This window comes from Herbiconiux sp. VKM Ac-1786, assembly GCF_015350805.1.
Classification (GTDB): Bacteria; Actinomycetota; Actinomycetes; order Actinomycetales; family Microbacteriaceae; genus Herbiconiux.
The window spans coordinates 934,196-957,043 of sequence record NZ_JADKSG010000002.1 but is presented as its reverse complement, the minus strand read 5'-3'; the positions used below and the strand labels follow the sequence as shown (position 1 = coordinate 957,043).

The following is a 22,848-nucleotide window of genomic DNA, read 5'->3' as shown; positions in this document are numbered from 1 at the left end:
CACGATGGGGGAGTGCGGAATCTTCTCGCGGGAGTGGTGGCCTGGCCGGTCGTGGGCGTCGCCGTGCTGCTGCTGAGTGTGCGCGAGTGGGACATGGCGGTGGCCTCGGTCGTGGGCGTGATCGGTGGGACGGCGGCGGCTTACGCCGGATGCGGCCTGGTGGTGTGGGTGCCGGTCGGGGCCTGGATCTCGCGGCGGATCGCGGGGGTGGCGCGTCCTGCGGCGTTCGCCGCCCTGGGGGTGCTGATCGGCACGGTGCTGACCCTGGTGCTCGTGCTGCTGTCGGGGAACGCGAGCTGGCCGGGGTCGCTCGGGGTGGTGGGGCTGAACGCCGCGGGGGCGGGACTGGCCTCGGTGCTGGGGTGGGCGATCGTCGTGGCGCGCGGGCGGCGGTCGCGCATCCGTCGATGACCCGTGCTGCGACACCGGCTGTTCACCTGGGCCTGGCAGGATGCGGCCGTGGCCAGAGAAGCAACGGACGAAGAGACCATCGAGCAGATCGTCGACCGCCTGCAGGAGCGGTTCCCCGATCGCGACCGGGCGGAGATCGAGGCGGTGGCGCGGGACGAGTACCGCACGCTGGAGGGGCGGCCGGTGCGGGACTATCTCGCGATCCTGGTCGAGCGGTCGACGCGGAAGCGGCTGAAGAAGGAGTAGCGGCGTTCGCCGTTTCGCTGCTTCTGGCTTCTGGCTTCCGGCTTCCGGCTTCCGGCTTCCGGCTTCCGGCGGGCCTGTCGGTCACCAGCCGTCGCGGAGGCGACGTGCCTTCAGGGCCCGGCGCCGCTCACGCCACGGCAGCGCGGCGATCGCGGCGTCCTCCCGCTCGCGCTCCTCGCGGGCGAGGCGGCCCCGTTCCTCGCGGCGGTGCCGCCACGCGGCCACCTCGGTGTCGACGTCTCTCGTCGCCGTGACGACGGGCGGTCCGCCCTGCAGCTGGCGCCGGGCCTCGACGATCCGCCGGTTGAAGTCGGTCACCAGCTCGCGCACCGCGTGCTCGCTGTGGACGCCGTCGAGCCGTCCCTCCAGCTCCGCGTCCTCGGTGCGCAGCGTGAGGGCGGGCGGGCCGAGCCCGGTCAGCCGCTCGCGCTCGATCTTCTGGCGGATCCACCAGTCCGGGTCGTAGGTGCCCCCCAGACCCGTCAACGGCTTGCCGGCTCCCGGGAGGTCGTCGAAGTCGCCGCGGCGCATGGCCTGCGCGATCTGGATCTCGACGTACTGGGCGCGCTGCTCCATCGTCGGCCGCCCGGCCTCGTCGGCCTCGGGGTCGTCGTCGGTGCCGGTGCGGTAGCGGGCGGCCCTCAGCCGCGGATCGGCCATCCGCCCGTCGTCCCGCTTCTTGTCCTGCACCACTCCATCCAGCGTAAGACGTTTCCCCAGTTCGCGGCCCGGCCGCCGTTCGCTCGTCGCGATGCGCGAGCATCTTCCTGAGCGCCGGTGTCCGCCCGTGCTCGGTCACACGACGACTCATGACGACGAGGTGACGTCACATCGGATGCTCGTCCCACCTGGTCGCCTACGGTGACCAGCACGTCCCACGCATCCCCCGACCGCACCGCACCGCACCTACCGCACCGCACCCACCTACCGCACCCCACCGACCGCGCATCACCAGGAGATCACCATGACCACCAGCCTCTGGACGGCAGAGCTCATCGACCACCGCCGCCGCCTGCACTCACGCATCGACACGATCGCGGGCCCGTCCCCGGCGGCGGCCGCCCGGTTGCGGCTCGAGCTCTACACGCTCACCCACCAGGCCGACACGGGTGCGCTCGACGCCGACCTCCTGGCGCTGGGCCTGGCCGAGCTCGACGACGCCCTCACCCGCGCCGCCCCATCCCGCGCCGCCTGACCCGCGCGGGTGCCTTTACCGATCGGGAGCGTCGGAGCGGCTCGGCCGAGGATCTTCGGTGGGAGGTGGCGTCGTCGCGGAATCCTTCACCACGTCCGGTCGGTCGGGAGCCGTGGCCTCGGGAGCGGGCGGGGCGTCCGGCGTGTCGTCCACCACCTCCGGTCGGGCGGGAGCCGTGGCCTTGGGAGCGGGCGAGCCGTCCGGGGAGTCGTCGAGCAGGTAGACGCGGTCGGCGGTGCCGGGGCGGCGGCTGCTGCCGCGGGCCGAGGGGGATCGCGTCGATCGGGGGCCGGCCGTGCGGCCGCGTGCGGGGCCCGTCGTGAAGTCGCCGCGTCGGGCGGCTGCGGCCATCCGGACGAGTCGCCAGCCGATCACCGCGAACGCCACCAGCACCACCCCGAGCACGACGACCCAGAACGTCAGCCCGATGCGGTCCGCCCACTCCATGCCCCCAGGCTAACGCCGGCTCGCCTCGATGCGGCCGGGCCCGAGCCGGGCGGCGGGCAGAGGGCGCGGGTCAGCGCAGGTACGCGTTGACGAAGAGATCGCCGCGGATGGCGCGGAGCCCGTCCACCAGGGCGTCGACCACGCGATTCGTGACCCCCGACGCGACGATGTCGTGGGGGCCGATCGGCTGCAGCTTGCCGCAGCGCACCCGGATCACCTCCCAGTCGACGGCCCGGAGCATCCGGTCCTTCCGGCGGTCGGTGTCCTCACGGGGGCCGACGTGCTCGAGGCCGAAGCGGCCGACCGTGTCGTACTCGATGGCGACCCGCAGCTCGGGGATGACGATGTCGGGCCAGACCTCCGTCCGCCCGAAGAACGGCCGGGTGACCGCGATCGCGTTCGCCCGCTCGGGGGAGAGGTCGAGGTCGAAGCGCTCGGCGAGGCGCGCGCGCAGCTCGGCCTCCGCGGCGGATGCCGTGCGCGGCGCCCGGCTGCTGTGGAACGGGTCGCCGGCCCGGTGCCGCGGGTCGGTGCGCACGTCCTCGCTGCTCAACGCCCCGGCCTCCGCGTCGAACGGATGCCCGGGCAGCTCCATCGACGGCGGCGGCGGATGCGCGTCCCCGCCGTGCACCACCGGCCCCTCCTCGGGCAGCGGCGGCACGACGAACGGCGCCGTGGCCAGCCGCACGATCCCCGCCCGAGCCCGCCGCCCCGCGGCCGACACCCCGGGCGGCGCCGGCGGCGCGGCCTCGGCCGACCGCGCCACCGGCCGGTACGCCGTCGCCCCCGTCGATCCCGTCGCCCCCGTCGACCCTGTCGACCCTGTCGACCCTGTCGATCCCGTCGATCCCGTGGACCCTGTCGACCCTGTCGATCCCGTCGACCCTGTCGATCCCGTCGATCCCGTGGACCCTGTCGACCGTGTCGATCCCGTCGATCCCGTGGACCCTGTCGACCGTGTCGATCCCGTCGATCCCGTGGACCCTGCCGACCCCATCGATCCCGTCGGCCGCCCCGATCGTCCTGACCTCCCCGACCGCCGCGACCCCTGGGATGCCCGCGCCGGCGCGCCCCGCCGAACGGCTGCCTCGCCGGTCGTGGCTGCCGCATCCGCGCGCTCGTGGGAGGCAGCGGCCCGGTCGGCCGGTGCGCCGGGTGGGCGGTCGTGCCCGGCGGTGGAAGCGCGAGGCCGAGCCGCGGCGGGGCCGTCGAGCGGCACGGACGGACCCGGGAAGGGGCGGGGCGGGCGGCGCGGGGCCGCGAGGTCGGAGCAGGTGGGGCACCAGACCGAGCGCCGTCGCTGGCCGCCGCCCGGGCGCGCGCGCTGCTCGGCGGGGGTCGCGATGAAGACGTGGCCGGCCTCGCACTGCCAGGTGAGGTACACGTCGGCGGCGGGCGGCACCTGGGTGAGGGTGATCATGCGGTTGAGGTCGGGGTGGTACTGCCGCACGAGCACGGGGTAGCGCGCCCAGTCGTCGCGGTAGGTGCCGACGGCATAGGGCACATCGCTGCCCTTCGAGCGCTGGCGTCGCGACCACCAGGCGTCGATGCTCTCGGGCACGCCCGCGCTCCTTCCCGGCCGCACCGCCACGGCCGCTCCGACCCTACGATCGACCACCGACATCGCCCCACCCCGACCCTCCGACCGCCTGACGCCAGTCATGGGCACCAGGCCCCCCGCCGTGAGAGAAACGCTGCCGCCAGGCCCCCCGCCGTGAGAGAAACGCTGCCGCCAGGCCGCCACCCTGAGTCAGAAGCGTGCCGCCAGCCCGCCGCTGTGAGCCCGACGCTGCCGCCGGGAGGCCGCCGGGGCGGGCGGGGTGCGTCAGGGCGCCGGCGGGGCGGCGCCGTCGAGCGGCTCGGGGACGAGGTGCAGGCCCGAGGCAGAGCTCGCCGTCTGCATCAGCGCGTCCACCCAGCGCCGGTCGATCGCCGGAACGCGGCCGCCGAAGAACCTGAAGACCAGGGGCACCGACGCGTGGATCCACACCGCGGTCCGCCCGTCGCCGATCTGCGGGTCGTCCTTCCAGCTGAAGGTGAACGACTCGCCGCGGCGCAGCTTCGCGGCGATGACGACCTGCAGATGGGCGAGCGCGCGATCCTCGAAGTCGACGGTCAGCGAGGAGTCGTAGGTGAACTTGCCCATCTCTGCCTTCCCGGCGCGCGACTGCCGCCCCGCCCAGGCTGTCACGTCGCCGACCGAGGGATCCAACGCGCGGCGGCGGCCGGCGGGCGCCGGTTCGCATTCCGACGTGGGTGACCCCCACCGAACCCCTCGGCGCGCCACCCGGCCGTGGGATGATCTCCCCATGCCCAGGCACCCCATCGACGCCCGCGACGCGCCCCGCGCGGTCGGCCCCTACTCGCACGCGGCCACCGGGCAGGGGCGCGAGCTGCTCTACCTCTCCGGCCAGACGCCCATCGACCCCGCGACCGGTCGGCTCGTCGACGGCGACATCACCGCGCAGACCGAGCGCGTCTTCGAGAACCTGGGCCTCGTGCTCGCCGCAGCCGGCCGCACCCTGGCCGACGCCGTGAAGGTCAACGTCTACCTCACCTCGATGGAGGACTTCGCGGCGATGAACGCGGTCTACGAGCGGATGTTCGCCACGCCCTATCCCGCCCGCACCACCGTCGCCGTGGCCGGCCTCCCGCTCGGCGCCCGCGTCGAGATCGAGCTCGTCGCGGCCTGAGCCGGGCAGAGCGACCTGAGCCGCACAGAGCGGCCCGAGCCGGGCAGAGCGACCTGAGGCGCACAGCGCGGCCTGAGCCGGGCAGCGACCCGCACGCCGGTGTCGGCGGCCCGTTGTACCGTGCCGTCATGGAACATCCGAACGCGGGCTGCGGCGCGACCGATCCGCTCGGCGCATCCGGCCGCTGCGGCCGGCCCGTGGTCGTCGAGGCCGGGCTCGGGCTCTGCGAGGAGCACCTGCTGCGCGCCTCCGAGTGGGTCGCGGGCGAGGCCGGGGTGACGGATGTGCTGCCCTCACCCTGCCCGGCGTGTGGATCGCGGCTCGGGGTGAGGTGGCCGTCGGGCTGGCTGTGCGCGGTGTGCGAGTGGCGGCTGCACGAGCATCCCGACCCGGATGCGCGGCCGGTGCGGGTCGACGTCGTGTACTACATCCGCTCGCGGGGGCGGATCAAGATCGGCACCTCGGCCAACCCGCGCTCCCGACTCGGGCAGCTGCACTACGAGGAGCTGCTGGCGTTCGAGCGCGGCGACCGGCGCCTGGAGCAGAGGCGGCACCAGCAGTTCGCCGCGCACCGGGCGGGCCGGGAGTGGTTCGACGAGCACGACGCGCTCCTGGCGCACATCGACGTGCTCCGCGCCGGCGCGACCGACCCCTGGGACCAGCACCGCCGCTGGCTCAGCGAAGCGGCCGCCCTGGCCGGCCACTAGCCCGCCGCACCCCCTACCGCCCCGCCCGCCGCCGCATCATCACGATCGCCGCCGTCGTCGCCACCAGCACCAGCACCACGAACACCACCAGCGCCACGAGAGCCGGCACGAACGCCAGCGCCGCACCCACCCCGAGCGCCGGCACCGCGAGCCCGGCGTACGCGATCAGGAACACCAGCGCCAGCGTCTCGCCCCGCCGCGTCGGCTCGGCGAGCCCGATGGCCGTGCCGAGCGCCCCCTTGAACAGCAGTCCCACTCCGAGCCCGGCGACCACGCCGCCCAGGAGGAACAGCGCCAGCACGGGCAGCAGCGCCCCCGCCGCGACGAGCACGAGGCCCGCCGTGCAGCCGAGGAGGGCGATGGTGAGCTGGGTGCGCATCCTGAGCTTCACCAGCGCCAGCTGACCGAGGGCGGCCGCGGCGAAGACCGAGAACGAGACGGCGCCGGCCAGCAGGTGGTCGGGGGAGTCGAAGGTCACGACGAGGAAGGTCGGCGCGAGCGAGGAGAACAGGCCGAACACGGCGAAGGCCGAGAAGGCCCCGAACGCCGCCACGGCGAACGCCCGGCCCGAGCCGGCGGGCACCGAGAGTCGCTGCGGGCGATACCGGGGGCGGTCGTCGCCGGTCGGCACGTCGACCGTCTCGGGCACCAGCAGGAGCACGAGCGCCGCCACGATCAGCACGACGAGGAAGACGAGGTGCGGCAGCATCAGCGGGTCGGGCAGGAACTCGGCGAAGAACCCGCCGATCAGGGGGCCGAGCGCGAGGCCGCCGAGGTTGGCGGCACCGGAGACCGAGGCGGCCACGATCGAGTTCTCGTCGGGCTTCGCCCGCGCCCTCAGCTCGCCGAGGTGCGCGGTGGCGGTGGCGGTCAGGATGCCGATGCTCGCCCCGTTGACGAAGCGCGCGACGAGCAGCCCCGGCACCTCGGTGAAGAACAGGAACAGCACGGCCGACAGGGCCGAGACGAGCACGGCCACGAGCAGCACCCGCCGGCGGCCGAGCCAGTCGCTGACGTGGCCCGCGAGGTAGAGGCTGACCATCACCCCCACGGCGTAGGCGGCGAAGATCATGGTGACGACGAACGGCGGGAAGCCGTCGCGCTGCTCGTACAGCGGGTAGAGCGGTGTCGGCACGGTCGAGTAGGCCATCACGAGCAGGAAGGTGACGGCCACGATCCAGAAGGCGGGCCCGTGCGCGACGGCGAGGCGGCGGGGCGAGCGGGTGAGGGTCATCCGAACGTCTCCCCGAGGTAGCGGTGGGCGAAGGTGACGGCCATGGCGCCCTCGCCGACGGCCGAGGCGACGCGCTTGACCGAGTTCTGGCGTACGTCCCCGGCGGCGAACGACCCGGGCACGCTCGTCTCGAGGAAGAACGGATGCCGCTCGAGCGGCCAGGCGGCGAGGTCGCCCGCCGTGAGGTCCGGCCCGGTGACGAGGTAGCCGAGCCGATCGCGCACGATCGGCGTCGCCTCGGCCCAGTCGGTGTCGGGCGACCCGCCGATGCAGACGAACACGCGCGACGCGGCGACGTCCTGGCGCTCGCCCGTGAGGCTGTCCTCGAGCGTCAGCCCGGTCAGCCCGTCGTCGCCGTGCAGCGCGGTGATGCGCGTGTTCAGGCGGATGTCGACGTTCGGCTGCGCCATCACCCGCATCGCGAGGTAACTGGAGAGCGTGTCGCTGAGATCCGCACCGCGCACGAGCATCGTGACCCGCGCGGCGTGGGCGGCGAGGTTCATCACGGCCTGGCCGGCGGAGTTGCCGCCCCCGACGACGAAGACCTGCTCCCCGGCGCACTCGGGCGCCTCGCTGGTGCCGGCGCCGTAGTAGAGGCCGAGGCCGAGCAGCTCGTCCTCGCGGTCGAGGCCGAGGCGCCGCCACTCCACGCCGGTGGCGCAGATGTTGGAGCGGGCGACCAGGGTGCTGCCGTCGGCGAGGCGGGCGTGGATGCGGCCGTCGTGGAACTCGCCCTGCACCCCGGCCCGCATCATCAGCAGCTCGGCGCCGAACTCCACGGCCTGCTGCCGGGCGCGTTCGGCCAGGTCGGCGCCCGCGATGCCGTGCGGGAAGCCGAGGTAGTTCTCGATCAGGCTGCTGCAGCCGGCCTGGCCGCCGACGGCCTCGCGTTCGACGACCACGACCCGCAGGCCCTCCGACGCGGCGTAGACCGCCGCCGACAGCCCGGCCGGGCCGGCGCCGTAGATCGACAGGTCGTACTCGGCGAGCTTCGGGGCCTCGACCCAGCCCAGGCGCGTCGCGATCTCGGCGAGGCTGGGGTCGTTCAACCGGGTGCCGTCGGGCAGGTCGACGACCGGCAGCCGCGCCGCCGACAGCGGCACGCCGAGGAGGCTGCGGCACTGCTCGTCGGTGGCGAGCGTCGTCCAGGTGAAGTCGACGACGCTGCGGGTCAGGAAGTCCCGGATGGCGTAGGCGTCGCGGCTGCGGCGCTCGCCGTAGAGGTGGACGGTGCGGGGGGCGGTCGCGGTCTGCTCGGTCACTCGTCGTCCTCGTCCGCCGGGCCTACGCCCGGCCCGTCGCTTCCCAGAACCGGATCAGCTTCAGGCACAGGTGCAGCGTGCTCCGCTGCATCCCGTCGTCGAGCGCCGCCTTGACCACCTCCGGCATGTTCTCGAGCCGATAGTAGAGCGTCGTGCGGTGGATGTGCAGCAGCTCGCAGGCGTCGCGCACCTGCCCGCAGACATCGAGGTAGGTCTCGACCGTGGTGCGCTGCAGCGGGTCGCCCTCGACGCAGAGCCGGTGGGCGGCGGGCGAGAAGGTCGCCAGCTGCCGGCGGTCGCCCACGATCGCGGAGAGCATCGCCCACGCGCCCAGCTCCCCGATGTCGGCGCCGGGGCCGAGCTGGGGCAGGGCCGAGATGATGGCGGCGGCGGTGCAGGCCTGGTCGACGGCGTTCTGCAGGTCGTCGTCGGCGCGGTCGTGGTGGGCCGAGCCGATCGCGGCGACGGGCATCCCGTACCGCTCGGCCTCACGGCGGATCGTGTCGTCGAGCACCTCCCGGTCACCGGCCCGGCCGACGACGATCAGGGCGTCGCCGCACTCGCCGAGGAACGCGAAGCCGGGGGAGCGGAGCGCACCGAGGTGCCGCCCGAACGCGACGCGCTCGACGTGGGAGCGGTCGAGCCCCACCATCACCGCCCGCACGACCGTGCCGGGCCCGCGTTCGAGGAACCGCTTCGTGACGGCGTCGGAGAAGGCGCGCCGCCGGGTCGCGGGGTCGGCCGACAGCAGGCGCCGCAGCACCGCCGGGCGACTGGTGCCCTCGCCCGCCCCCTCGCCGTCGGCCGAGAGCAGCGCCCGCAGCAGCGATCCGGCCGCCTCGATCGCGGCGTAGTCGGCCGCGGTGAGCGGCGGCAGGTCGCCGGTGATCAGCCAGAGGATTGCCACGGTGCCCGACTCGTCCCGGATCGGCACGGCGAGCCGCTCCCGGCCGCCGAACTCCTCGAGCCCGATCAGCATGGGCTGCCGGGCCGTGTTGACCTGCAGCTCGTCGAGGTAGGCCTGGTAGGGCTGGGGGGTGGAGCGCTGCAGCAGGCTCACCGTGCGGATGCGGTCGATCTCGTCGCCCTGCGCGCTCGCGGCGAGCGGGCGGTAGGCGAGATCGTTGACCACCACGGAGCGACCGAGCGATTCGGCGAGTTCGTCGACGACGTCTTGGAGGTTCATGCCCTCAGGGTAGGAAGGCCCCCGGGCGGGGCGCGTGGCCCTTCCGCTACCACTTAGGCCGGGTGATCAGCCGAGCAGCGACTCCCAGTCGGCGGGCACGCGCTCGGCCGGCCCCGGCACCGTCTGCGACGCGGGGTGGCTCTGCGGGTCGGCCAGCCGCGGCCCGTCGGTGTAGTCCTCGGTGGCGTAGTCCCAGAACCAGTCCTCGCCCGGCTCGAAGCTCTGCATCACCGGATGCCCGGTCTGCCGGTAATGGGCGGTGGCGTGCTTGTTCAGCGAGTCGTCGCAGCAGCCCACGTGCCCGCAGGCCGCGCAGCGGCGCAGGTGCAGCCACCAGCTGCCCGTCGCCTCGCACTCCACGCAGCCGGTTCCGCTCGGCGGCACCGAGGGATCGATCGCCTGCACCGCTTCGGCCATGACGGCTCCCTTCGTCGCCCCGACGCTACGCCACCCCACGGTCCGATCGGAAGCCCTGCCGTCGAGGGCGGTTCCGACGATCGTCGGATGCTCTGCCGAACCCTCCCATGACCACCCACGGTCTGATTCAATTGGAGCGACCGGTCCAGAATCGACGCGAGGAGCCCGGATGTCACACGGTGCCCGACGGACAAGGCGGATCGGCGTGCTCGTGTTCGACCAGGTCAAGACGCTCGACTTCGTGGGGCCGGCCGAGGTCTTCCTCGAGGCGAACCAGCGCATCGACAGCTACGAGATCGTGCTCATCTCGCCCGACGGAGCCGACATCGTCACGTCGCTCGGGATGCGCGTCGGTGTCGCCTGCTCGGCGGAGGACGCCGGCGAGCTCGACACGCTGATCGTGCCGGGCAGCGAGATCGCGCCCGAGGTGTTCTCCGACCCGCGACTGCTCGACGCCGTGGAGCTGCTGGCGTCCCGCTCCGGCCGGGTCGCCTCGATCTGCAGCGGAGCCTTCGCGCTGGCGGCGCTGGGGCTGCTCGACGGCCGCCGGGCGGCGACCCACTGGAAGTTCACCGAGCTGCTGGCGGCCCGCTACCCGGCGGTCGAGGTCGAGACCGACTCCATCTTCGTCAAGGACGGCCCCGTCTACACCTCGGCCGGCGTCGCGGCCGGGATCGACCTGGCCCTCGCCCTGGTCGAGGACGACCTCGGCCCCGACGACGCCCGCGCGGTGGCGCAGCTGCTCCTGGTGTACCTGCGCCGCTCGGGCGGGCAGTCCCAGTTCTCGGTCTCGCTCCGCGGGTCGGCCGCGCGCACGCCGGTCGCGCAGTCGATCGCCGAGTACGTGGCCGCCGATCCGACGCGGCCCTGCACGGTCGGCGACCTCGCCGCGCACGCGAACGTCAGCCCGCGCCACGTCACCCGGGTGATGCGCGAGGAGTTCGGCACGACGCCGATCGGCTTCGTGAACTCCCTGCGGCTCGACCTCGCCACCCGGAGCCTGGAGTCGGGGGCGGCCGTCGCGCGCGCGGCCGACGACGCCGGCTACCGCTCCGTCGAGGCCCTCCGCCGAGCCTTCACCGGGCGCTTCGGGGTCACGCCGTCGGAGTACCAGCGACGGTTCCGGTCGGCGCACCGCCGAACTCACGACCCCCGGACGGCGTGAGCCGCGCGGCGACGCGCCCGCGAAGCAGCTCGTTCGCCAGGGCCGCGGGGCTGCCCGGGTCGGCGTAGAAGACCGTCAGGTAGTACCCGGCGTCGCCCGGGATCTCGAGCGTCTGCCAGCGGAACTCGACCCAGCCGACGGGCTCGATGAACGTGGGCGAGACCCCCGAGACCTGCGGATGCGCGTCGTGCCGGCTCCAGAGCCGGCGGAACTCCCGGTCGCCCACCGAGAGCGTCCCCACGATCTCCTGCAGTCGCGGGCTCGAGGCCTCGGCCTGGAAGCGCAGGGCCGAGATCAACGTGGTGGCCGCCCCCTCCCAGACCTCGACGGGCTCCCGCGGTGCCGACTCGAACAGGGCGAGCAGCAGGTTGACGCCGGGCTCGAAGTAGCCGGGGGCCATCTCGCGGGCGAGGTCGTTGGCGGCGTGCACGTCGTGGTGCCGGTCGCTGACGTAGGCCGCCGTGTGCGGCCACTGCTCGAGCAGCAGCTCCACGAAGGGCCCGGGGGCGTGATCGGCGGCCGGCGGGGCGGGGCGGGCGAGGCGCACGAGGTAGCGCAGGCCGTCGTCGTCCAGGCGCAGGGCCCGGGCGAGCGCCTGCAGCACCTGCAGCGAGGGCTGGTGGTCGCGACCCTGCTCGAGCCGCAGGTAGTACTCCTGGCTGATGCCGGCGATCCGGGCGACCTCCTCGCGGCGGAGCCCGCGCACGCGGCGGCCCTCCTCGCGCACGAGTCCCACGTCCTCCGGTTGCACCAGGTCGCGACGGGCGCGGAGGTAGGCCGCGAGGAGCGGGCGATCGCTCATCCGCACACCTCCTCGCAGCTCGTCGTGCTGGCCCGGGAGTCCGGCTCCGGCACGGCGGCCGGGCAGCCGCGTCGCGCCAGGCATCGATGGTCCCGCATCCGGGCCCCGGGCGCGAGCGGCACCCGAAGCGTTTCGCGCCCACTTTGCCGCGTTTCGGGACATCGGGCCTCGATAGGCTTGACGAGATGTCTCCCCGCCTGCTGTACCGCACCGTGTCCATCGCCGAGGCCGTCACCTGGACCGCCCTGATCGCCGCCATGGTGGCCCGCTACGCGGCCGGTGCCGAGGTGCCGTTCTTCTTCGCGATCGGCCTCGCCCACGGCACCGTCTTCATCGCCTTCGTGGTGACGACCGTGGTGGTCGGGCTGAACCAGCGCTGGCCGTGGTGGCTGATCGTGGTGGCCGGGCTCACGGCGGTGCCGCCCTACGGCACGCTCGTGATGGACGCGGTGCTCGAGCGCCGGCGTCGGCTCGAGGGCGGCTGGCGCACCGAGGCGGGCGACGACCCCCGCGACCGCGGCCCGATCGACCGCCTGCTGCGCTGGTTCCTGCGGCATCCGTGGATGTTCGCGGTGGTGCTCGCGGTCGTCGTCGCGGTGCTCACGACGGTGGCCCTGGTGGCCGGCCCGCCCGTCGGCTGAGCGGCCGCGCATCCACCGGCCGCCTCACCCGCGATCGGCCGGAATTCCACCCTTTTAGGTCAATCGCTGTTGACCTGATCGTGGTAGGCAGGAACGAGCGGATTCCCCGCGGGAAGGATCGGTGATGGGCGAGCTCCTGACCGACGACGTCCCTCGCACCGGCGAGATCCTCGATGGCCGCTACCGTCTCGAGGCTGCGGCCGGCGAGGGCGGTATGGCTACCGTGTACCGCGCGAACGACGAGCTGCTCGGGCGCACCGTCGCCATCAAGGTCTTCCGCCCGGGCACGACCGAGCCGTCCGAGTCGGGGCGCACCGTGTCCGAGACGCGGGTGCTCGCCTCGCTGAACCACCACGCCCTCGTCACCCTGTTCGACGCGCGGGTGGAGGAGGGCGGGCTCAGCTACCTCGCCATGGAGTTCGTCGAGGGTCCGACCCTGCGGGCGCGGATCGCCGAGGGGCCGCTGGATCCGATCGACGTCGCGGCGATGGCCTTCGACCTCGCCGAGGCGCTGCACGTGGTGCACGAACGAGGCGTGGTGCACCGCGACATCAAGCCGTCGAACGTGCTGCTGCGGCCGAGCACCACCCCGGGGCCGGCGTTCCGGGCGAAGCTCGCCGACTTCGGCATCGCCTACCTCGTCGACAGCACCCGGGTCACGCTGCCCGGCACGATCATGGGCACGGCCGCCTACCTCAGCCCCGAGCAGGTGCGGGGAGCGGCGCCCGCCCCCTCGGCCGACATCTATTCGCTCGGGCTGCTGCTGATCGAGGCTCTGACCGGCCGCCGGGCCTTTCCGCAGAGCGGCACGCACGCGTCGCTGATGGCCCGGGTCACCCAGAGCCCCGAGATCCCGGGCGGTCTCGGCTACGGGTGGAAGTCGCTGCTCACCGCGATGACGGCTCCGCGACCGGATGACCGTCCCAGCGCCCTCGAGGTCGCCGTCGCCGCGCGCGGTCTGCAGCTCGCGCTGCTCGTGCCGGGCGCCGCCGACGACGGGGCGCTCGAGGCGACCGGCGTGATCGACCTCCCGGCGGCGGCGACCCTGCCGCTCACCGCCTTCGCCGAGCCCGAGGTGGAAGCCGAGCTCGAGCCCGAACCCACCGTCGCCCTGGAGCTGCCCACGAGGCGCACCCAGCGGCGTGCGGAGCGCCGCCGCCCGAAGGTGGTCGCCCTGGCGATCGCCGTTCCGGGTGCTCTCGCGATCGGCGTGCTCGCCGTGCTGATCGGGGTCGGCACCGCCGGCGGCTCGGTGACGCCGACGGCTCCTCCGGTGGTGGAGTCGACGACGCCCGCCACGGTCGAGGAGACGCCCGTCGAGGAGGCGCCCGTCGTGGAGGCCCCCGTCGTGGAGGCCCCGGCGGAGCCGGTCACCGAGACCGAGCCCGCCCCGGTGGTCGAGGAGCCCGGCAACGGCAACAACGGAAACGGCAACGGCAACGGCAACAGCGGCCCCGGGAACAACAACGGCAACGGCAACAACGGAAACGGCAATGGCAGATAGCAGCACCCCCCGCACCACCCGGCCCCTTCGCCGGGTCACCCGCTCGGTCGTCGTGAAGGCACCACTCTCCGCGGCGTACAAGCAGTGGGTCGACCTCGAGACCTTCCCCGACTTCCTGGAGCCGGTGGCCTCGGTCTCGGTCACCTCCGAGACCTACAGCCACTGGCTCCTCTCGGTCGGTCGCATCACGCGGGAGTTCGACGCGGAGATCCTCGAGCAGATCCCCGACGACCACCTCTCCTGGCGCACGATCGGTGGCGACCTGGCGTTCACGGGCCGGGCCGACTTCGCCGCGGTCGACGACTCGTCCACGCGCGTGACGCTGTCGGTGTCGTGGGAGCCGCACACGGCCGCCGAGCGGGCCGCCGCGACCGTCGGCATCGACGCGCGCGTCGTCGCCTCGGCGCTGCGCTCCTACGCGAAGCACCTCGAGCTCACGGGTGGGCCGAAGGGCCGCTCCCACGTGACCATCAAGTCCGTCGACAGCGACGACCCGCCGCCCGCCAACGCCGACCGCGCCTAGCGCCTAGCGCCTAGCGCCAGACGGACGGAAGCGCCCGGTGTCTCGAGCCCAGCGCTCAGTCGTGCGCGTGCTCGCCCGGGGCCCCCGGCTCGTCGGGCTCCCCGACCAGCTGCAGCCCCTGCGGCGAGTTGGCCGTCAGCATCAGCGCCTCGACCCAGGAACGGTTCACGCGGGAGCGGCCCGGAGAGCCGGTCCATCGTCGACGCGCTCGAGGCCCGCCGGGCGATGGTGCACCAGGTGCCCGGGCTGCCCGAGGCGCCGCAGCCCGCACCGGAGTGGATCGACGAGATGAACGAACGCGAACGCTGGGTACGGCTCGTCGGGGCCTACGGGGTGCCGGCCGACCCGGGCGACACGGTGCTCGAGATCGCGGCCCCGGCTCCGGATGCGCGGCGGCTCGGCGCCGATCCGCTCACCCGGGCGCCGACGGTCGTGCACGTGGGCGCCTTCTACGGGTCACGGCTGTGGCCCGCCGATCGTTTCGCCGCCGTGGCGCGGCAGCTGGAGCGGAGCGGTCACCACGTCGTGTTCACGGGTGGCGCCGCCGAGCGCGAGCGGGCGCTCGCCGTCGCCGAGGCGGCCGGGCTCGGCCCGGGCCGCGTGCTCGCCGGCGAGCTGGGACTGGCCGAGTTCGCCGGGGTGATCGCGCACGCGCAGCTCGTGGTCTCGGCCGACACCGGCGCGGCCCATCTGGCCTCGGCCTACCGTCGCCCGTCGGTGGTGCTGTTCGGGCCGGCGGCGCCCGAGATCTGGGGCCCGCCGCCCGGCCCGCACATCGTGCTGACCGACGCGACACGGCGCCGCGGCGACGCCTTCGCCGCCACGCCCGACCCGGCGATCCTGGCGGTCGGGGTCGACGACGTGCTGGCGGCCGTCGACGCGCTGGCCGGGCAGGGCGTAGCCTGGTCGTGACGCCCCAGACCCCGGCGACCGAAGATCGACAGTGCGCGAAGGGGTCGGTATGTCTGGCGGAACGATGGTCGTGCGGCCACGAAGCGAATCCTGATCGGCTCGGCCGAACTCCTCACCGGCGACGTGTTCGCCGCCCGACGGGCGGGCGCGGCCGGCCCGGCTCGTCCTCGGCCCCGGCACACCGCTCGTCGTGCTCGCGGTCGACTCCGCGCATCCGGAGCCCGACGCCCCCGACGCTCTCAGCGAGCTGCGCGCCCTCGCCCGCCCGGGCCCCACCGGTGGCGAGTGGATCGCCGTCGACGACGACTTCGACGTCTTCGGGCTCCCCGGCGAGCCGGACGCTACCACGACTCCCGCGGGCGGACGACCCGCCTGATCGACGGCGGGTGTCAACCCCGTGCCGCGGCTTTTCGCCGCGCGTACGGTTCCGGATGCGCTGACCGCGCGCGTGCCGGAAGGAAGCCCGTTGACCACCACCCCCGACCTCACCCTGCTCGCCGGCCGTCTCGGCTACGACACCCTGAGGGAGGGTCAGGAGGCTGCCGTCCAGACGGTGCTCGGGGGCCGCGACCTCCTGGCCGTCATGCCGACCGGGCACGGCAAGTCCGCCATCCACCAGCTCGCGGCCCTCGCGCTCGGCGGTCTCACGGTCGTGGTCACCCCGCTGATCGCGCTGCAGTGGGACCAGGTGCGGCACGTCGGCGAGGACGGCGGGCCGCTCCGGGCGGCGGCCGTGAACTCGGCCCAGTCCGCGGCCGAGAACGACGCCGCGTGGGAGCTGGCCGAGCACGGCACGGGGGCCCGCACCCTCCACCTCGCCCCGGAGCAGCTCGCGAACGACGAGACCGTCGACCGGCTGCGGGCCGTCGGCGTGGTGCAGTTCGTCGTCGACGAGGCGCACTGCGTGTCGGCGTGGGGGCACGACTTCCGGCCGGACTACCTCCGGCTCGGTGAGATCGCCGACCGGCTCGGGCATCCGCCCGTCGTCGCGCTCACCGCCACCGGGTCGGCGCCGGTGCGGGACGACATCGTCGGGAAGCTCCACCTCGACGACCCGCGGGTGCTCGTCAGCGGGTTCGACCGACCCAACCTCCACCTCCGGGTGGTGCGGCACGAGAGCGCCGACGAGAAGCGCCGGGCGGTGCTCGAGCAGGTCGCGGCCCTCGAGGTGCCCGGCCTCGTCTATGTCGCCACCCGGCGGGCCACCGAGGAGTACGCCGAGGCCCTCCGGGAGCGGGGCCGCCGGGCCGCGGCCTTCCACGGCGGCCTGCGCGCCCGGCTGAAGGAGGAGGTCTACGCCGCCTTCCACGCGGGCGAGCACGAGATCGTCGTGGCGACCTCGGCGTTCGGCATGGGCATCGACAAGGCGGACATCCGCTTCGTCGTGCACGCCGACGTGCCCGACTCGGTCGACAGCTACTACCAGGAGATCGGGCGCGCCGGCCGTGACGGCGAGCCGGCCGAGACGACCCTGCACTACCGGCCGGAGGACCTGGGTCTCCGCAGCTTCTTCGCCTCCTCCTCGCCCGACGAGAAGCGCCTGCGCGCGATCGTCGGGGCCCTCGCCAGGGCGGAGCGGCCGCTGACCCGCGCCGCGCTGGCCGAGGCCTCCGGGGTGCCGGCCCGCTCGGTGACCCAGCAGGTCAACCTGCTCGCCGAGGCGGGCGCGGTGATCGACCGCCGGGCGGGGCTCCGGCTCGCCCGCGGCGTCGACGCGAAGGAGGCCGTGAGCGGTGCGGTCGAGGTGCACGAGCGCCGCACCCGCATCGAGCACTCCCGCATCGACATGATGCGCGGCTACGCCGAGACGCTCGGCTGCCGTCGGCGGTTCCTGCTGGACTACTTCGGCGACACCGCCCTGACCGATTGCGGGCACTGCGACCTCTGCGAGGCGCGGGCGGCGGCTCCGGATGCGCGTCCCGACGCCGCGCCCGCCGCCTCCGCCGACGCGGCGGAAGGCCCGGGCGGCTTCGCGGTGGAGCAGCGCATCCGGCATCGGAGCCTCGGCGAGGGCACCGTCGTGAGCGTCGACCCGGATCGCATCACGGTGTTCTTCGACGGGGAGGGCTACACCGTGCTCTCCCGTTCGGTGATCGCCGAGCAGCACCTGATCGCCTGATGCGAGCGGGCCGCATCGCCCCGGGGTACGTTGACGAACACAGGCCAACGGGCCGGCCACGGGGCCGGAATAGAGGAGCAGCATGAGCAAGGGAGTCGCCGTCGTGACCGGAGGGACCGCCGGACTGGGGCGGGCCACGGTGCGCGCACTGGCAGGCCGGGGCTGGGACGTGGCCGTGCTCGCACGCGGCACCGACGGTCTCGAGGGGGTCGTCGAGGAGATCGAGGCGTACCGCCGGCGCGGTCTCGGCATCGCGACCGACGTCGCCGACCGCGAGGCCGTCGAACGGGCCGCCGACCAGGTCGAACGGGAGCTCGGGCCCATCGACCTCTGGGTCAACGACGCGATGGTGGGCTCGTTCGCGGAGTTCATCGAGACCGATCCCGAGGATTTCGAGCGGGCGACAGCCGTGAACTACCTCGGCTTCGTCAACGGCACCCGGGCGGCGCTGAAGCGCATGATCCCGCGGGAGCGCGGCCACGTCATCCAGGTCGGCTCGGCGCTCGCCCACCGCGGCATCCCCCTGCAGGCGGCTTACTGCGGCGCGAAGCACGCCGTCCAGGGCTTCACCGAGTCGGTCACCACCGAGCTGATCCACCGGCAGAGCCCGGTGCGCATCTCGACCGTGGACATGCCGGCGATGAACACGATCCAGTTCAACTGGGTCAAGTCGGCGCTGCCCCACCACCCGCAGCCGATGGACGTGATCTTCGAGCCCGAGGTCGGTGCGAGCGTCATCGCCCACGTCGCCGAGCATCCGCGCCGGCGCACCTGGGTGGGCGGCCCGACCGCCAAGACCGTCATCGGCAACCGTTTCGTGGCGGGCTTCCTCGACTGGTACCTCGCCAAGACGGGCTACGACGGCCAGCAGGCGCCCGAGAAGACCGAGCCGATGCTGCCGACGAACCTGTACGAGCCGACCCCCGGCGACCAGGGCGCCCGCGGCATCTTCAGCGACCAGGCGAAGACCCGGTCGCTCGAGGTGTGGTACATCCTGCACCGGCCGCTCGCGCTCTCGATCGCGGGCGCCGGAGCTGCCGCCGGGATCGGCGCCCTCGGCATCGCCGCCCGCTCCGCCCTGCGCGGCCGCCGATGAGCTCGACGCCCGACGCGATCGTCGTGGGGGCGGGGCCCAACGGCCTCGCCGCCGCCGTGACGCTCGCCCGGGCCGGGCTGTCGGTGCAGGTGCACGAGCGCAACGGCACCATCGGCGGCGGGGCGCGATCGGCGGAGGTCACCCTGCCGGGGTTCCTGCACGACCTGTGCTCCGCCGTGCATCCGATGGCCCTCGCGTCGGGATTCTTCCGCAGCTTCGGGCTGCAGCGCCGGATCGACCTCGTGGTGCCCGAGATCTCCTACGGGCATCCGCTCGACGGGGGAGAGGCCGGCATCGCCTACCGCGACATCCGCCGCACCGCCGCGCAGCTCGGGGCCGACGGCCCGGCGTGGATGCGGCTGATGGGCCCGCTGGCCGACGAGGCCGACCGGGTCGCCCAGTTCGCGGGCTCCCCGCTCCTGCGCATCCCCGCGCATCCGCTCGTCGCCGCCCGCTTCGGTCTCCGGGCGCTCGAGCAGGGCTCGCCGCTCTGGAACGCGCGCTTCCGCGGCGAGGTCGCCCCGGCGATGATCAGCGGGGTCGCCGCCCACTCGATCCTGCCGATGCCGGGGCTCGCGACGGCCGGAGCCGCGCTGTCGCTCGGGGCCTACGCCCACGGGCGCGGCTGGCCGATCCCCGTGGGCGGCAGCCAGGCCATCGTCGACGCGATGGCCGCCGACCTGCTCGCGCACGGGGGCGAGATCCTCACCGACTCCGAGGTCACGAGCCTGGACGCCCTGCCGCCCGCCCGCGCGGTGCTGCTCGACGTCACGCCGCGGGCGCTCGCGCGGATCGCGGGGAACCGTCTGCCCGACCGCTTCCGGGCGCGGCTCGAGCGGTTCCGCTACGGCAACGCGGCGGCGAAGGTCGACTTCGCGCTCGACGGACCCGTGCCGTGGACGAACGAGCTGCTCCGGGGCGCGGGCACCGTGCACGTGGGCGGTACCCGCGCCGAGATCGCCGCCGCCGAGCGGGACGTCGCCGCGGGCCGGCACTCCGACTCGCCCTACGTGCTCGCCGCCCAGCCCTCGATCGCCGACCCGACGCGCGCCCCGGCGGGCAAGCACGTGCTGTGGACGTACACGCACGTGCCCCGGGGCTCGACCGTCGACCCGACCGAGGCGATCACCCGGCAGATCGAGCGCTTCGCGCCGGGCTTCCGCGACCTGGTGCTCGCCTCCTCCAGCCGCACGTCCGAGCAGCTCGAGGCGTACGACCCGAACTACATCGGCGGCGACATCGCGGCCGGTGCGGCCGACTTCGTGCAGCTCGCCGCCCGGCCGCGGCTGTCGCTGAACCCGTGGGCGACGCCGGCGAAGGGCGTCTACCTCTGCTCCTCGTCCACCCCGCCCGGGCCGGGCGTGCACGGACTGGCCGGGTGGTACGCCGCTCGCCGGTCGCTGGCCGCCGACTTCGGGATCGACTCCCCGCCCTCGCTCGGCTGACCCCTCGCCGAGCCCGTCCGCCCCTCGACCGGCCCGTCCGCCCCTCGACCGGCAGATCAAACCTCGACCGGAAAGGTGACCACCATGTCGACCAACGTCCGCTTCATCAGAGCCACCCCGGAGCAGGTCTTCGACGTGCTCGCCGACGGCTGGCTGTTCCCCGTCTGGGTCGTCGGGGCCTCGCGGATGCGCGAGGTCGACGACGACTGGCCGAGGGTGGGCAGCCGGCTGCACCACTCCTTCGGGGTCTGGCCCGCCGTCATCGACGACGAGACGACCGTGCTGGAGTGGGACCCGCCGCGTCGGATGGTGATCCAGCCGGCGGGCTGGCCGATCGGGGAGGCCCGCGTGAGCGTCGACGTGAAGCCCCGGGGGGACGGGTCGCTCGTGCGCATCCGGGAACGGGCGGTCAAGGGCCCGGGAGCGTTCGTGCCGTCGCTCGTGCTCGACGTGCCGCTCTACCTCCGCAACGTCGAGACGCTGCGCCGGCTCGCCTGGATCGCCGAGCACCGGCCCCACAACGACTCCACCGAGAGTCGCACGAGCACGCCCGCGGACTGATCGGCGGGACTCCGACGGGACGGGCGCTAGAAGATCAGCGTGCGCCCGACCAGCTGCTGGGCGACGTCGTGCAGGCCCAACCGGTTCGAGCGGGCGTAGCCGCGCAGCAGGTCGAAGGCCTCCTCGGTCGACACCCCGTGGGTGTGCGCGAGCACGCCCTTGGCCTGCTCGATCACGACCCGGGTGTTGAGAGCCCGCTGCAGCTGGGTGCGCACCGCATCCGTCTCGCGGAACACGCGTTCGTGCAGGATGCCGATGGTCGCGACGTCGGCCAGGGCCTGGGCGGCGCGGAGGTCGGCGTCGGACAGGGCGGTCGTGTCGGTGCGGTAGAGGCTGAGCACGCCGATGCGGGTCTCCCGCAGCCGCATCGGCACCGCGGCGACCGTGCCGAAGCCGAGCTCCTCCGCCGCGTCGCGGAAGCCGCTCCACTCGGCCGGTGCTCCGTCGAGCCCGACCAGGCTCACCTGCTCGCCCGTCTCGAAGCAGCGGTGGCACGGCCTCGCCTCGGCGCCGAGCTGCATGGCGCGCACGAGCCGGGGATCCTCGCTGGTGGACGCCACGACGTCGAGCTCGCCCGTCTCGTCGGCGAGCAGCAACCCGACGGCGTCGACGGCCAGCACGTCCTGGCAGATCTCCACGAGGGTCTGCAGCAGGTCGACGACGTCGTAGCCCTCGACGAGCGTGTCGGCGAGCGTGGCGAACCCCTCGATCAGGCGCGCCTCCCGCAGCTCGCCCTTCACGCGAGATCCTCGATCCCGTCGGTTTCGACGGTGAAGCGCAGGTGGCCGTTCAGGATGTCGCCGGCCACGTCGGCCATGCTCCGGCCCTCGGCGTAGGCGTGGCCGCGCAGCAGCATCTCCGCGTCGTCGACCGACACCCCGAGCTGCGCGATCACCATCCCGGTGGCCTGGTGGATGGCACGGCGGGAGTAGCGGTCGACGGGGGCGGCGACCGGCTCGTCGTCGGACGCGGCCTCGAGCGCGCGGCGGAGGATGAGGCGGCTCACCACGGCGGCCAGGGCCGAGGCCTGCCGGGCCTGGAGCGGCGACAGGGTCGTGGGGTCGACGGAGTAGAGGTCGACCGCGCCGAGACGCAGATGACCGACGGCGAGCGGGAAGGCGAACACCGCCCCGATCTCCTCCTGCGCGATCGCCGGGAGGAAGACGGGCCAGGATCCCCGCGGTCGGTGGCGGATGTCGGGCTCGAGGACGGGGGAGATGGTGCGCAGCGCGTCCCAGCAGGGGCCCTCGCCGAGATCGAGCTGCAGTTCGTCGAGTCGAGCGGCCAGGGGATCGCTCGCCGAGACGGTCTCGGAGCTGAGCACCTCGCCGAGGGTGGAGATGGAGGCGCCGGAGACCGGGAAGCTGCGGGCGATCGGCTCCGCCAGGCGGGAGGGGTCGTCTCCCCGGAACTCCCGGAGCTCCTGCAGGGCGTCGGTGAATGCGTCGGCCATGCACAAAACCGTACCAATTGCTGCCGGTTTCGGCCGTGCCATTGCCAAACGACGGCCGGAGGCTCATTCTGGAGCATTTTACCTCGGGAGCATTCGACGAAAGCGTGCCATGAACAGAATCGCCATCGACTACGCCGGCAACCACTACTCGGTGGGCGGACGCGACGTCGACGAGCTCCAGCAGGAGATCGAGTCGATCGTCCTCAGCGGCGAGCCCGGCTGGGTGACCGTCAACCACGGTGAAGGGGTGCCGCAGCAGGCGCGGCTGCTCATCACGGCGGGCACCCCCATCGCGCTCCTGCCCATCGAGGACCCCACCGCGCAATAGCGGCAACTACGGCTCGGGCTCCGGCCGCAGCTGCAGGCCCGACGGCGAGTTCGCCAGCCGCATCAGCTCGTCGATCCAGCGTCGGTTGAGGGGCTCGGCGGCGGCCCGATGGAACGAGAGCACCAGGGGCATCTCGGGCCGCACCCAGATCGACGTGCGTCCGTTGCCGCCCGACTGGCCATCGCTCCAACTGAAGTGGAAGCCCTCGCCGCGGCGCAGCTTCGCCCCGATCACGGCGTGCAGATGCGCCAGGGTGCGGTCGTCGAAGTCGACCGTCGTGCCCGCGTAGCTCAGACGGCCCATCGAGTGCCGTCGTGCCGGGGAACATCGGGGAGGTGCATCCCTCCATCTGATCGTGGGAGCCGGGAGGCGGCTAGAGCCTTGCGCGCGACCCGCTCGTCGCGGTAGTGGGCGCTCCGCGCATCCGCTCGACCGCACCGGATTGTACGCATCGCTCGCCGCCTTCGGAAGCCCCGTTCGCGCCCCCGCCCGTGAGGTGTT

General features: G+C 73.8%; 28 protein-coding genes. 16 read left to right on the top strand and 12 right to left on the bottom strand.

What is annotated here, in order from left to right:
* Positions 1 to 12 precede the first annotated feature (12 nt).
* Positions 13 to 411, top strand: a complete 399-nt coding sequence (locus ITJ64_RS15520) for a hypothetical protein (protein ID WP_194681620.1) — start codon at positions 13 to 15, stop codon at positions 409 to 411.
* Between the two features lie 48 nt (positions 412 to 459).
* On the top strand, positions 460 to 657 hold the full coding sequence (locus tag ITJ64_RS15515) for a three-helix bundle dimerization domain-containing protein (RefSeq protein ID WP_194681619.1): 198 nt from the start codon (positions 460 to 462) through the stop codon (positions 655 to 657).
* An 81-nt stretch (positions 658 to 738) separates the two neighbouring features.
* Here the strand turns inward: ITJ64_RS15515 and ITJ64_RS15510 are convergent, their stop codons facing one another.
* A complete protein-coding gene (locus ITJ64_RS15510; RefSeq protein WP_194682184.1) occupies positions 739 to 1,317 on the bottom strand; it encodes a DUF1992 domain-containing protein in 579 nt (192 codons plus the stop codon).
* 304 nt (positions 1,318 to 1,621) lie between these two features.
* Between ITJ64_RS15510 and ITJ64_RS15505 the strand changes: the two genes are divergently transcribed.
* On the top strand, positions 1,622 to 1,852 hold the full coding sequence (locus tag ITJ64_RS15505) for a hypothetical protein (protein ID WP_194681618.1): 231 nt from the start codon (positions 1,622 to 1,624) through the stop codon (positions 1,850 to 1,852).
* A 15-nt stretch (positions 1,853 to 1,867) separates the two neighbouring features.
* Here ITJ64_RS15505 and ITJ64_RS15500 read toward each other — a convergent pair whose 3' ends face one another.
* The 3 genes from ITJ64_RS15500 to ITJ64_RS15490 all read right to left on the bottom strand — a co-directional run bounded on the left by ITJ64_RS15500 (position 1,868) and on the right by ITJ64_RS15490 (position 4,445).
* Positions 1,868 to 2,299: a hypothetical protein gene (locus tag ITJ64_RS15500; RefSeq protein WP_194681617.1), complete on the bottom strand. Its 432-nt coding sequence runs from the start codon at positions 2,297 to 2,299 to the stop codon at positions 1,868 to 1,870.
* Positions 2,300 to 2,369: 70 nt separating this feature from the next.
* Entirely contained in the window at positions 2,370 to 3,860 is a 1,491-nt protein-coding gene (locus ITJ64_RS19405; protein WP_194681616.1) for a zinc-ribbon domain-containing protein, read from the bottom strand.
* A gap of 264 nt (positions 3,861 to 4,124) precedes the next feature.
* A complete protein-coding gene (locus tag ITJ64_RS15490) occupies positions 4,125 to 4,445 on the bottom strand; it encodes an ATP-dependent DNA ligase (protein ID WP_194681615.1) in 321 nt (106 codons plus the stop codon).
* A gap of 163 nt (positions 4,446 to 4,608) precedes the next feature.
* Between ITJ64_RS15490 and ITJ64_RS15485 the strand changes: the two genes are divergently transcribed.
* Both ITJ64_RS15485 and ITJ64_RS15480 read left to right on the top strand, forming a co-directional pair.
* The gene (locus tag ITJ64_RS15485; RefSeq protein WP_194681614.1) at positions 4,609 to 4,992 is read left to right on the top strand and encodes a Rid family detoxifying hydrolase; all 384 of its coding nucleotides are present in this window, start codon (positions 4,609 to 4,611) and stop codon (positions 4,990 to 4,992) included.
* 128 nt (positions 4,993 to 5,120) lie between these two features.
* Entirely contained in the window at positions 5,121 to 5,699 is a 579-nt protein-coding gene (locus ITJ64_RS15480) for a GIY-YIG nuclease family protein (RefSeq protein WP_194681613.1), read from the top strand.
* Positions 5,700 to 5,712: 13 nt separating this feature from the next.
* On the opposite strand, the gene ITJ64_RS15475 is transcribed toward ITJ64_RS15480, so the two are convergent.
* From ITJ64_RS15475 to ITJ64_RS15460, 4 genes are all read right to left on the bottom strand, one after another.
* Positions 5,713 to 6,933 carry an MFS transporter gene (locus tag ITJ64_RS15475; RefSeq protein WP_194681612.1) on the bottom strand — a complete coding sequence of 407 codons (1,221 nt, stop codon included), beginning with the start codon at positions 6,931 to 6,933 and terminating at the stop codon, positions 5,713 to 5,715.
* Positions 6,930 to 8,195 (bottom strand): FAD-dependent oxidoreductase, encoded by a 1,266-nt coding sequence (locus tag ITJ64_RS15470; protein ID WP_194681611.1) that lies wholly within the window; start codon positions 8,193 to 8,195, stop codon positions 6,930 to 6,932. The genes ITJ64_RS15475 and ITJ64_RS15470 overlap by 4 nt, the downstream gene beginning before the upstream one ends.
* Positions 8,196 to 8,217: 22 nt before the next feature.
* Entirely contained in the window at positions 8,218 to 9,381 is a 1,164-nt protein-coding gene (locus ITJ64_RS15465) for a helix-turn-helix domain-containing protein (RefSeq protein WP_194681610.1), read from the bottom strand.
* A 66-nt stretch (positions 9,382 to 9,447) separates the two neighbouring features.
* Entirely contained in the window at positions 9,448 to 9,798 is a 351-nt protein-coding gene (locus ITJ64_RS15460) for a UBP-type zinc finger domain-containing protein (protein ID WP_194681609.1), read from the bottom strand.
* A gap of 205 nt (positions 9,799 to 10,003) precedes the next feature.
* Between ITJ64_RS15460 and ITJ64_RS15455 the strand changes: the two genes are divergently transcribed.
* Entirely contained in the window at positions 10,004 to 10,963 is a 960-nt protein-coding gene (locus ITJ64_RS15455) for a GlxA family transcriptional regulator (protein ID WP_370545211.1), read from the top strand.
* Here ITJ64_RS15455 and ITJ64_RS15450 read toward each other — a convergent pair.
* Entirely contained in the window at positions 10,893 to 11,765 is an 873-nt protein-coding gene (locus tag ITJ64_RS15450; protein ID WP_194681607.1) for a helix-turn-helix domain-containing protein, read from the bottom strand. The genes ITJ64_RS15455 and ITJ64_RS15450 overlap by 71 nt on opposite strands.
* Before the next feature lie 185 nt (positions 11,766 to 11,950).
* On the opposite strand from ITJ64_RS15450, the gene ITJ64_RS15445 reads away from it, so the two are divergent.
* The 9 genes from ITJ64_RS15445 to ITJ64_RS15405 all read left to right on the top strand — a co-directional run bounded on the left by ITJ64_RS15445 (position 11,951) and on the right by ITJ64_RS15405 (position 20,566).
* A complete protein-coding gene (locus tag ITJ64_RS15445; protein WP_194681606.1) occupies positions 11,951 to 12,406 on the top strand; it encodes a DUF3817 domain-containing protein in 456 nt (151 codons plus the stop codon).
* A 124-nt stretch (positions 12,407 to 12,530) separates the two neighbouring features.
* Positions 12,531 to 13,910 (top strand): serine/threonine-protein kinase, encoded by a 1,380-nt coding sequence (locus tag ITJ64_RS18990; protein WP_228508689.1) that lies wholly within the window; start codon positions 12,531 to 12,533, stop codon positions 13,908 to 13,910.
* Entirely contained in the window at positions 13,900 to 14,433 is a 534-nt protein-coding gene (locus ITJ64_RS15435; protein WP_194681605.1) for an SRPBCC family protein, read from the top strand. Before ITJ64_RS18990 ends, ITJ64_RS15435 begins: the two co-directional genes overlap by 11 nt.
* Before the next feature lie 237 nt (positions 14,434 to 14,670).
* Entirely contained in the window at positions 14,671 to 15,345 is a 675-nt protein-coding gene (locus ITJ64_RS15430; protein WP_370545210.1) for a glycosyltransferase family 9 protein, read from the top strand.
* Positions 15,346 to 15,535: 190 nt separating this feature from the next.
* Positions 15,536 to 15,721 (top strand): hypothetical protein, encoded by a 186-nt coding sequence (locus tag ITJ64_RS15425; protein WP_194681603.1) that lies wholly within the window; start codon positions 15,536 to 15,538, stop codon positions 15,719 to 15,721.
* Between the two features lie 90 nt (positions 15,722 to 15,811).
* Entirely contained in the window at positions 15,812 to 17,464 is a 1,653-nt protein-coding gene (locus ITJ64_RS15420; RefSeq protein ID WP_194681602.1) for a RecQ family ATP-dependent DNA helicase, read from the top strand.
* An 82-nt stretch (positions 17,465 to 17,546) separates the two neighbouring features.
* Positions 17,547 to 18,560, top strand: a complete 1,014-nt coding sequence (locus ITJ64_RS15415) for an SDR family oxidoreductase (RefSeq protein WP_194681601.1) — start codon at positions 17,547 to 17,549, stop codon at positions 18,558 to 18,560.
* Positions 18,557 to 20,005 carry an NAD(P)/FAD-dependent oxidoreductase gene (locus ITJ64_RS15410; protein ID WP_194681600.1) on the top strand — a complete coding sequence of 483 codons (1,449 nt, stop codon included), beginning with the start codon at positions 18,557 to 18,559 and terminating at the stop codon, positions 20,003 to 20,005. The genes ITJ64_RS15415 and ITJ64_RS15410 overlap by 4 nt, the downstream gene beginning before the upstream one ends.
* Positions 20,006 to 20,089: 84 nt before the next feature.
* The gene (locus ITJ64_RS15405; RefSeq protein WP_194681599.1) at positions 20,090 to 20,566 is read left to right on the top strand and encodes an SRPBCC domain-containing protein; all 477 of its coding nucleotides are present in this window, start codon (positions 20,090 to 20,092) and stop codon (positions 20,564 to 20,566) included.
* Positions 20,567 to 20,592: 26 nt separating this feature from the next.
* Here the strand turns inward: ITJ64_RS15405 and ITJ64_RS15400 are convergent, their stop codons facing one another.
* Entirely contained in the window at positions 20,593 to 21,306 is a 714-nt protein-coding gene (locus ITJ64_RS15400) for a GAF and ANTAR domain-containing protein (protein ID WP_370545209.1), read from the bottom strand.
* A complete protein-coding gene (locus ITJ64_RS15395) occupies positions 21,303 to 22,019 on the bottom strand; it encodes a GAF and ANTAR domain-containing protein (RefSeq protein WP_194681598.1) in 717 nt (238 codons plus the stop codon). Before ITJ64_RS15395 ends, ITJ64_RS15400 begins: the two co-directional genes overlap by 4 nt.
* A gap of 109 nt (positions 22,020 to 22,128) precedes the next feature.
* Here ITJ64_RS15395 and ITJ64_RS15390 point away from each other — a divergent pair, with 109 nt between their 5' ends.
* Positions 22,129 to 22,347: a hypothetical protein gene (locus ITJ64_RS15390; protein WP_194681597.1), complete on the top strand. Its 219-nt coding sequence runs from the start codon at positions 22,129 to 22,131 to the stop codon at positions 22,345 to 22,347.
* 6 nt (positions 22,348 to 22,353) lie between these two features.
* On the opposite strand, the gene ITJ64_RS15385 is transcribed toward ITJ64_RS15390, so the two are convergent.
* Positions 22,354 to 22,650: an ATP-dependent DNA ligase gene (locus ITJ64_RS15385; protein WP_194681596.1), complete on the bottom strand. Its 297-nt coding sequence runs from the start codon at positions 22,648 to 22,650 to the stop codon at positions 22,354 to 22,356.
* Positions 22,651 to 22,848 lie beyond the last annotated feature (198 nt).

What these genes read in the sequence shown, in the direction of transcription:
- ITJ64_RS15510 (WP_194682184.1), bottom strand. Translation starts at nt 1,317, where the DNA reads ATGGCCGATCCGCGGCTGAGGGCCGCCCGCTACCGCACCGGCACCGAC.
- ITJ64_RS15505 (WP_194681618.1), top strand. Translation starts at nt 1,622, where the DNA reads ATGACCACCAGCCTCTGGACGGCAGAGCTCATCGACCACCGCCGCCGC.
- ITJ64_RS15500 (WP_194681617.1), bottom strand. Translation starts at nt 2,299, where the DNA reads ATGGAGTGGGCGGACCGCATCGGGCTGACGTTCTGGGTCGTCGTGCTC.
- ITJ64_RS15490 (WP_194681615.1), bottom strand. Translation starts at nt 4,445, where the DNA reads ATGGGCAAGTTCACCTACGACTCCTCGCTGACCGTCGACTTCGAGGAT.
- ITJ64_RS15485 (WP_194681614.1), top strand. Translation starts at nt 4,609, where the DNA reads ATGCCCAGGCACCCCATCGACGCCCGCGACGCGCCCCGCGCGGTCGGC.
- ITJ64_RS15480 (WP_194681613.1), top strand. Translation starts at nt 5,121, where the DNA reads ATGGAACATCCGAACGCGGGCTGCGGCGCGACCGATCCGCTCGGCGCA.
- ITJ64_RS15475 (WP_194681612.1), bottom strand. Translation starts at nt 6,933, where the DNA reads ATGACCCTCACCCGCTCGCCCCGCCGCCTCGCCGTCGCGCACGGGCCC.
- ITJ64_RS15465 (WP_194681610.1), bottom strand. Translation starts at nt 9,381, where the DNA reads ATGAACCTCCAAGACGTCGTCGACGAACTCGCCGAATCGCTCGGTCGC.
- ITJ64_RS15460 (WP_194681609.1), bottom strand. Translation starts at nt 9,798, where the DNA reads ATGGCCGAAGCGGTGCAGGCGATCGATCCCTCGGTGCCGCCGAGCGGA.
- ITJ64_RS15450 (WP_194681607.1), bottom strand. Translation starts at nt 11,765, where the DNA reads ATGAGCGATCGCCCGCTCCTCGCGGCCTACCTCCGCGCCCGTCGCGAC.
- ITJ64_RS15445 (WP_194681606.1), top strand. Translation starts at nt 11,951, where the DNA reads ATGTCTCCCCGCCTGCTGTACCGCACCGTGTCCATCGCCGAGGCCGTC.
- ITJ64_RS18990 (WP_228508689.1), top strand. Translation starts at nt 12,531, where the DNA reads ATGGGCGAGCTCCTGACCGACGACGTCCCTCGCACCGGCGAGATCCTC.
- ITJ64_RS15435 (WP_194681605.1), top strand. Translation starts at nt 13,900, where the DNA reads ATGGCAGATAGCAGCACCCCCCGCACCACCCGGCCCCTTCGCCGGGTC.
- ITJ64_RS15415 (WP_194681601.1), top strand. Translation starts at nt 17,547, where the DNA reads ATGAGCAAGGGAGTCGCCGTCGTGACCGGAGGGACCGCCGGACTGGGG.
- ITJ64_RS15410 (WP_194681600.1), top strand. Translation starts at nt 18,557, where the DNA reads ATGAGCTCGACGCCCGACGCGATCGTCGTGGGGGCGGGGCCCAACGGC.
- ITJ64_RS15405 (WP_194681599.1), top strand. Translation starts at nt 20,090, where the DNA reads ATGTCGACCAACGTCCGCTTCATCAGAGCCACCCCGGAGCAGGTCTTC.
- ITJ64_RS15395 (WP_194681598.1), bottom strand. Translation starts at nt 22,019, where the DNA reads ATGGCCGACGCATTCACCGACGCCCTGCAGGAGCTCCGGGAGTTCCGG.
- ITJ64_RS15390 (WP_194681597.1), top strand. Translation starts at nt 22,129, where the DNA reads ATGAACAGAATCGCCATCGACTACGCCGGCAACCACTACTCGGTGGGC.
- ITJ64_RS15385 (WP_194681596.1), bottom strand. Translation starts at nt 22,650, where the DNA reads ATGGGCCGTCTGAGCTACGCGGGCACGACGGTCGACTTCGACGACCGC.